Genomic DNA, 8,063 nt, shown 5'->3' with positions numbered 1-8,063 from the left:
GAAGGCTCGTCGAGCACAAACAGGGTGTTGACCAGCGACGTGCCGAGCGCCGTGGTCAGGTTGATGCGCTGCACCTCGCCGCCCGAGAGCGTGCGGCTTTGGCGGTCGAGCGTCAGGTAGCCAATGCCGACGTCGCAGAGGTATTTGACCCGCATGCGGATTTCCTCGAACAGCGACTTGAGCGCCTGCGCTTCGCCATGCCCCGTCCCCGGTATGGCTCCTTCCCCCTCTGGGGGAAGGTTGGGTTGGGGGCTCTGCGCTCCCGCCCCAGGCGGCCCCCACCCCAGCCCTCCCCCAGAGGGGGAGGGAGCAAGACAAAAGGCATCAAAAAACGCCTGCAATTTATCCAGCGGCAGCCGCATCAAATCGTGCAGGCACAGCCCCGGCAGGGCTTCAAGCTGCGCGCGCGTCCAGTCCACGCCCACCGGCATGAAGCGCTGGCTGGGCGGCAGCACCGCATCGGCGGCTTCCCTGGAGCCCAGGCGCCAGAGCAGCGGCTCCAGTTTGAGCCGCGCGCCGCCGCAGGCATGGCACGGCGTATAGCTGCGGTACTTGGACAGCAGCACGCGAATGTGCATCTTGTAGGCCTTGCTTTCCAGGTAGGCAAAAAAGCGCTTGATGCCGAACCAGTGCTGGCTCCACTTGCCGTTCCAGCTTGGCGAGCCATTGATGACCCAGGCCTGCTGCTCGGGCGTGAGCTTGGACCAGGGCGTGTCGCGCGGAATGCCGGCCGCTTCGGCGTGGCGCATCAAATCGTCTTGCGCTTCCTTCCAGGCCGGCGTCTGCATGGTCTTGATGGCGCCGGCCCGCAGTGTGAGCTTGTCGTTGGGAATCACCAGCCCGTAGTCCACGCCAATCACGCGGCCAAAGCCCTTGCAGGTTTCACAGGCCCCCATGGCCGAATTGAAGGAAAACAGCGAAGGCGTCGGGTCGGTGTAGCGCAGGTCGCTGTCGGGGCAGTGCAGGCCGGTGGAAAAACGCCACATCGCCTCAATCTGCCCATCCTCCGCAGGCTGAACATAGACGTTGATGCGGCCGCCACGCCTCAATGCCGTTTCAATCGCCTCAATGACCCGCACTTTTTCAGCCGTGTGCAGCCGGAACCGGTCCGCAACCACATCGAGCAGCTTGTGCGGCCCGGCCGGCGTGCCGATGTCGCGTTCGGCATGCACGCGGGTAAAGCCGCTGGCCGACAGCCACTGCGCAATTTCATCGGCACTGGTGTTGCCGGGCAGCTCCACCGGAAACGTCACTACCAGACGAGCCCCCACGCTTGTCGCTTCGCGTACTGCGCTGCCCCCCGAGGGGGCTGATTTTCCTTGGGGCGGCCCGGCGGAAAATTGCGCGTCCACCTCGGCGGTGCGCGCCATCAGCTCGGCATAAATCGACTCGGGGGTGTCGTGGCGCACCGCCTGCGCGGTCTTCTGGTCAAACAGCTGCGCGGCGCGCGCATACAGCAGCTTCAGGTGGTCGTTGAGCTCCGTCATGGTGCCCACGGTGGAGCGCGAGTTGCGCACCGGATTGGTCTGGTCAATGGCAATGGCGGGCGGCACGCCTTCGACCCTGTCGACAGCCGGCTTGTCCATGCGGTCCAGAAACTGCCTGGCGTAGGCCGAAAAAGTCTCGACATAACGGCGCTGGCCTTCGGCAAACAGCGTGTCGAACACCAGCGAGGATTTGCCCGAGCCGCTGGGCCCGGTGACCACCGTCATTTCGCCGGTCCGGATGTCCAGGTCAAGGTTTTTGAGGTTGTGCTGGCGCGCGCCGCGAATGCGGATGATTCCCTGGGGCATGGAGGCTGTCTTTCCTGAAGAGGTCAAACATTCTAGGAGCCTGGCGCGCGGGGCATGCGAGCGCCGCGCATTGACCCCGGCCACGCCCATTTTTGCCGCCGTCGTGGTTTACCCTGACTCGTCACATCGGTCCATTCGTGATTTACTCGCCGCCTTGACGAATACAAATGGAAACATAGATGAAAACTCCGAACAAGTGGTGCGCAGCGATTCTGATGGCGCTGGTGAGCCAGGCCCAGCTACTGATAGGCCAGACCGCGGGCATCACCGGCGCCGTCAGCGCTGGCGTGAAGGAAACCATAGAGGGGGCCAGGCTTTACCTGGATGCCGTCAATGCCAAAGGCGGCGTTGGCGGGCAAAAGATCGAGCTGATTTCACTGGACGACAAGTTTGACCCCAAGCTGGCGGCCGAGAATGCGCGCAAGCTCATTGAAGAGCAGAACGTGCTGGCCATGTTCCTGACACGCGGCACGCCGCACACCGAAGCCATCATTCCGCTGCTGAACAAGCACGGGGTGCCCCTGGTGGGCCCGTCCACCGGGGCCATGGTGCTGCACCAGCCGGTGCAAAAACACATCTTCAATGTGCGTGCCACCTACCAGCGGGAGGCTGAAAAAGCCGTCACCCATCTGGCCTCCATGGGCATCACCCGGATTGGCATTGTTTATGTAGATGACAGCTTTGGCGCCGATGGCGTGGTCGGCGCCCAAAAAGGCCTGACGGCGGCCAAGCTGCAAGCCGTGACGCTGGAAAAATTCAACCGTGCCAAGCCCGACTTTGGCCCGATCGCCCCCAAAGTGTTCCAGTCCAATGCGCAGGCCGTCATCATGGTGGCTTCCGGGCAGGCGGTGGTCGATGGCGTGAAGGCCTTTCGCGCAGCCGGCTCTACGGCCCAGTTTGTGACGCTGTCCAACAACGCGTCGGGCGGTTTTATAAAGAGCCTGGGTGAGAACGGGCGCGGCGTGATCGTCACCCAGGTCTTTCCTTACGAACGCTCGATTGCCTACCCGATGGTCAAGGAAGCCCAGGATCTGGCCAAGGCCAAGGGCGCGAGCGAACTCAGCCCGGCCATGCTGGAAGGCTTCGCGGCCGCCAAGGTGCTGGTTGAAGGCCTGCAGCGCGCCGGCGCCAAGCCCAGCCGGGACAAACTACAGGCCGCGCTGGAAGGCATGCGCAAACTGGACATTGGCGGGCTGGAGGTGAGCTACAGCCCCGGCGACCACACCGGCCTGGATTTTGCCGACCTGTCGATCATTGGCACCGACGGGAAATTCAAGCGCTGAAGGCCGACGGTCGCGATCCGGAAATCACTAAAAACTAACGCGGACGCAGCACGCCGGGCGCCACGCCACCGGCGCCGTGCCAGTCCGGTCCGGCAAACCAGTCGCCGCCCAGCAGGTAGTCGCGCAGCATCGGCAGCGCGTCCAGCCCCCAGAACAGTTTGCCGTCCACCGCAAAAGTGGGCACGCCAAAGACGCCTAGCGCGATCGCGTCCTGGGTATTGCGGGCCAACTGCGCCTTGACCGCGTCGCCATGCCGGTCACGCCGCGGCGCCAGCTGCTGCGCCAGCGCGTCGAGCCGCTGCGTGTCGGCGGCCTCGGCGCCGCCGCGCCAGACATGGTGAAAAATCCGCTCGCACACGTAGCGATTGGGCGTGGCCGGTGCGTACTCGGGGCTGCAGGCCAGCGCAAGCCGCAGCAGGGGCAAGGGATTGAACGGATGACTGGCCGGCAACTGCAGGGGAATGCCCCGGCTGTGCGCCAGCCACAGCACCTGGCGGTAGGTCCAGTCGCGCTTGGGGGCAATTTCAGCCGGGCCCAGCTGGCCGTGGTGCTTGAGCAGGCCGGCAAACAGCACGGGCGTGTAGCTGACGCTGTAGCTGACCCCCATCAAGGCTTGCGGCAGCAGCTCAAACGCCAGGCAGGCATACGGCGAGATGAAGTCGAGGTACACCGTGATGTGCCTCAGGCCGCTGTCCGGTGGCGCAGGTGCAGGGGAAAGGTCTGCTGGCGTCATGCCTGCAGGGCGCGCATGCGCTGCGAAATGGCGCTCCAGATGACGCGCTTGCGGCCAGCGTCTGCGCTACCCCAGGCGGCAATTTCCTCACGCGTGCGAAAGCAGCCTTCGCACCAACCGCTGGCTGCGCTCATTCGGCAAATGGAAATACAGGGCGACAGAATTTCAGCGGCATCCAGCGCAGGGGCACGCAGGGTGACCAACCCGATGGCGCGCTGCAACGCCACTTTTTCATCTTCAACAACCGCCGCCAGATCGACTGCGAAGTCGGCCACCCGTGCACCCGTCAGTTGTTCAAGCTGTTGTGGCGAGAGCTGAAACACGGCATGCGGATGGCCGGCTGCGGCCCATATTTCGTTGAAACGAAAGAGCGACTGATCCATCAGCATGACCGGGGGCGTGGCGTGCGCGAGCGGTGAAACGCCGCCGATCGAAAATCCGGTTCGGTCTTTGACAAACGCTGCATCCGCTCGCCCGAGACGCATGCCGTCAGTACAAATCAGGGCTTCGACCTTTTTTTCATCAACACGCTGGTCGCCGGAGGTCACCACCAGCACGGCCACATCATCCGGCTTGCGGCGAAAAACAATGCTTTTGGCAATCTGTCCTACGGCAATACCCAGGGCGTCGGCCGCCTGCTGCGCGGTGCGCGCGGCGTCATCGAGCATGACGGGCGCATGCGCATGCCCGTGGGCTTGCAGCAGCGCTGCCACCCGCTGCACGCCTTCGGGAAGGCTTTTGAGCTCAGCACCGCAATCGGCAAAGCCTCCACGCGGCGCACTACGCAGGCGTCGCTGCAACGCAGGAACATCTTCAGGTGTTGGCGTTTTTTCAAAAAGAGCTTGAGACATGCGAAGCTTCAAAAATGAGATAGCTGCCATTTTAAGGAACGCTGACAAGGCCCCCCGTGCAGCTACGTCATTTCCACATTTTCCAGGTCAGGCCGGGTGCCTACAATTTCGGACACATTGGAGACTCGCCCTTGAAAAAAATTTGCTTCCGGTCACGCACGGCGTTGACCACCTGGACCCTCGCGGCCGCGCTGGCCGCGTCCACCCCTGCCTGGGCGCAACTGCGCATCGGCCAGCCCTCGGGCTTCACCGGCTCGGTGGCCGCCGGGGTCCAGGAAAACAACGAGGGCGCGAAGCTGTATATCGATGCCGTGAATGCACGCGGCGGCGTTAACGGGCAAAAGATCGAGCTGATCCCGGTAGATGACAAGTTTGATCCCAAAACCACGGTCGAGGTGTCCCGCGAACTCATTACACAAAAGGGCGTGCTGGCCCTGTTCCTGAACCGGGGCACACCCCATGCGCAGGCGCTGCTACCGCTGCTGGCCGAGTTCAAGGTGCCGCTGGTGGGGCCAAGCACGGGCGCCATGGCGCTGCACGAGCCGGTCAACCCCTGGGTGTTCAACGTGCGGGCCACCTACCAGCGCGAGGCGATCAAGGCGATTGAGCACCTGGCGACCATCGGCCTCACACGCATTGCCGTGCTGCAGACCGACGACTCTTTCGGCGCCGACTCGGCCGCCGGGGCCATAAAGGGCTTCGCGAACGCGGGCTTGCAGCCTTTGTTTCTGGAAAAGTTTCCGCGCGAAAAACCCGACTTCAACGCCCTCGCGGCCAAGGTCGCGCAAAGCGGCGCCCAGGCCGTGTTGTTCATCGGTTCGTCGGGCAATGTGTCCAGCGGCGTGAAGACCCTGCGCGAGGCAGGCTCCAGGGCGCAAATCGTCACCCTGTCGAACAATGCCTCGGATGGCTTCATCAAGCTGCTGGGCGCGCATGCCCGGGGCGTGATCGTCACGCAGGTTTTCCCCAACGAGCACCTGATTGCCTATCCGCTCATCAAGGAAGCGCGGGAACTGGCCAAAGTCAAAGGGCTGAAGGGCGTTTCACCCGCCATGATAGAAGGCTTTGCCGCCGCCAAGGTACTGGTTGAAGGGCTGCGCCGTGCGGGCCCCAAACCGACGCCCGCAGGACTGCGCGACGCGCTGGAAGGGCTGCGCAAGTTTGACATTGGCGGACTTGAAATCAGCTACAGCCCCACCGACCACAGCGGCCTGGATTTCGCCGACCTGTCAATCATTGACAGTAGCGGAAAGTTCAAACGCTGAGGCGTGGCTGCGTCCCAGGCGTCGGGCGATGCCCCCGCTGGCAGCCCACCGATTGAGCCGCGTCAAGCCGCTCGGCAAGCGTTGGGGCCGGGCATCTGCAACAATTGAAAATCGAGGTTCTTCATCACCCTTTTGTTGCTGCCCGCCATGACACAAAACACCGCCACCCTCCCCCGCCTCCTTGCGGTTTTGTCGCGCCACCGTGTGTTCGGGCTGCTGCCGGAAGCCGAGCGTGCAGCCTTGGCCCGCCAGTGCGACTGGACCTGCTTTGCGGCAGGCGCCATGGTGCTGGCACAGGGCCAGCTGCAGGACCAGCTGGCCCTGATTGCCAGCGGGGCGGTAGACCTTCAAGACCCTGACCTGGGGTGGACGGTTCAGCTGCATGCGGGCGAGTGCTTTGGGGCCGGCATCACCCCGGCGCACCGGCAGGCGGCCTGGCAGGCGGTGGCCGCCACCGCGACCTCGCTGGCGTTTTTGCCTGCCGACGCCGTGAACGCGCTGTGCCAGGCGAATCCGCAGCTGGCCGTTTTTTTCCCGTCGCTGCCGGCCTTTGACCGGACCGCGTCCCTGGGCGGCACAGCTTCGGACGAGCAGGGCACGGCGCTCAACCTGCTGGCTACGCCGATCCGCACGCTGATCAAGCGCGAACCCATCACCCTGCCGCCCACCACATCGATTCGCGCCGCAGCGGAGCTGATGCGGGACCGGCGCGTGTCGTCGGTGCTGCTGGTGGAGCGGGACCACCTGTTCGGGCTCATCACCGACCGCGACCTGCGCAACCGGGTGGTGGCGCAGGGGCTGGACATTGAGCGCCCGGTGGCCGACATCGCCACGCTGGCGCCTTTGACCCTGGACGCCCACAGCCCCGCCTTTGAGGCGCTGCTGCTGATGGCGCGCCACAACATCCACCACGTGCCGGTGATGGACGGCCATCGCATCGCCGGCATGATCACCGCCTCCGACCTGACCGAGCAGCACAGCACCTCGGCCGTCTATCTGGCGAGCGACATCTACAAACAAACCACGGTGGAAGGGCTGGCCCGGATCAGCACGCGCATCAAACTGCTGCAGCAACACCTGGCCGCCGCCGATGCCAGCGCCTACAGCACGGGCCACATCATCACCGCCATCACCGATGCGCTGACCACGCGGCTGATTCACCTGGCCGAGGCGCAGTTCGGGCCCGCGCCGATTGACTATGTCTGGGTGGCTGCGGGCTCGCAGGCGCGCAGCGAACAGACCGCCAAGTCCGACCAGGACCACTGCATGATCCTGGACGATGGCTACGACGAAGCCGCGCACGGCGCCTATTTCCGTGACTTCTCAAAATTCGTCTGCGACGGCCTGGACGCCTGCGGCTTCATCCACTGCCCCGGCGAAATGATGGCCATGACCGACACCTGGCGCCAACCGCGCCAGCGCTGGGCACAGTACTTTGACCAATGGGTGAACACGCCCGAGCCCAAGGCGCTGATGCTGACCTGCGTGTTCTTTGACCAGCGTGCGATTTACGGCAAGTCTGAACTGCTGGACACGCTGAGGCGTGAGGTGCTGCAGCGCACCCGGGGCAACAGCCTGTTTTTGGCCTACATGGTCAGCAATACGCTCAAGCACCGTCCGCCGCTGGGCCTGTTTGGCAACCTGTCGCTGATTCGCGGCGGCGACAACGCCCGCACCATTGACCTGAAACACAGCGGCATCGTGCCCATCGTGGATTTGGCGCGGGTCTATGCGCTGGCGGGCGGCGTGCAAGCCGTCAACACCTACGACAGGCTGGAGCAGGTGGCGCAGGCCGGCGAGGTAAGCGAGCAAGGCGCGCGGGATTTGCGCGATGCGCTGGAGTTTCTGGGCAAGCTGCGCATCGCCCACCAGGCGCGCCAGATTGCGCGCGGGCAAGCGCCGGACAACTTCCTGGCGCTGCAGGAGCTGTCCAACTTTGAGCGCAGCCACCTCAAGGACGCGTTCCTGGTGGTGCAGACGCTGCAGGGTGTGCTGAGTCAGCGTTACCAGTCGGGGCGGTTCTGAGCCGCAGTCGCTGGACATGCCTGCGATCTTGAAGTCTTGAAGTCTTGAAGGCTTGAAGGCTTGAAAGTCGCTAATCAATTGGTAGCGGGTTGGGTTGGCTTTGCTGGCTTGGG

General features: G+C 64.1%; 5 protein-coding genes and 1 pseudogene. 3 read left to right on the top strand and 3 right to left on the bottom strand.

Annotated features, from left to right (window positions below; genetic code table 11):
* A pseudogene (locus tag Q8K05_RS05050) lies at positions 1-1,793 on the bottom strand (excinuclease ABC subunit A); the annotation flags it as partial.
* Between the two features lie 179 nt (positions 1,794-1,972).
* Between Q8K05_RS05050 and Q8K05_RS05045 the strand changes: the two are divergent.
* Positions 1,973-3,076, top strand: a complete 1,104-nt coding sequence (locus Q8K05_RS05045) for an ABC transporter substrate-binding protein (RefSeq protein ID WP_305245430.1) — start codon at positions 1,973-1,975, stop codon at positions 3,074-3,076.
* 34 nt (positions 3,077-3,110) lie between these two features.
* Here the strand turns inward: Q8K05_RS05045 and Q8K05_RS05040 are convergent, their stop codons facing one another.
* Positions 3,111-3,761, bottom strand: coding sequence for a 2-hydroxychromene-2-carboxylate isomerase (locus Q8K05_RS05040; RefSeq protein ID WP_305245432.1), 651 nt, complete (start codon positions 3,759-3,761; stop codon positions 3,111-3,113).
* Positions 3,762-3,805: 44 nt separating this feature from the next.
* Entirely contained in the window at positions 3,806-4,660 is an 855-nt protein-coding gene (locus Q8K05_RS05035) for a YbaK/EbsC family protein (protein WP_305245429.1), read from the bottom strand.
* Positions 4,661-4,791: 131 nt separating this feature from the next.
* Between Q8K05_RS05035 and Q8K05_RS05030 the strand changes: the two genes are divergently transcribed.
* Both Q8K05_RS05030 and Q8K05_RS05025 read left to right on the top strand, forming a co-directional pair.
* The gene (locus Q8K05_RS05030) at positions 4,792-5,925 is read left to right on the top strand and encodes an ABC transporter substrate-binding protein (protein WP_370868773.1); all 1,134 of its coding nucleotides are present in this window, start codon (positions 4,792-4,794) and stop codon (positions 5,923-5,925) included.
* Positions 5,926-6,072: 147 nt separating this feature from the next.
* Entirely contained in the window at positions 6,073-7,950 is a 1,878-nt protein-coding gene (locus tag Q8K05_RS05025) for a putative nucleotidyltransferase substrate binding domain-containing protein (RefSeq protein ID WP_305245428.1), read from the top strand.
* Positions 7,951-8,063 lie beyond the last annotated feature (113 nt).

Origin of the sequence: Polaromonas sp. (assembly GCF_030682935.1) — a bacterium.
In the GTDB taxonomy this organism is placed as follows: Bacteria; Pseudomonadota; Gammaproteobacteria; order Burkholderiales; family Burkholderiaceae_C; genus Polaromonas.
Note: the sequence above shows the minus strand (reverse complement) of the source record. Positions and strands in the feature narration are given on the sequence as shown.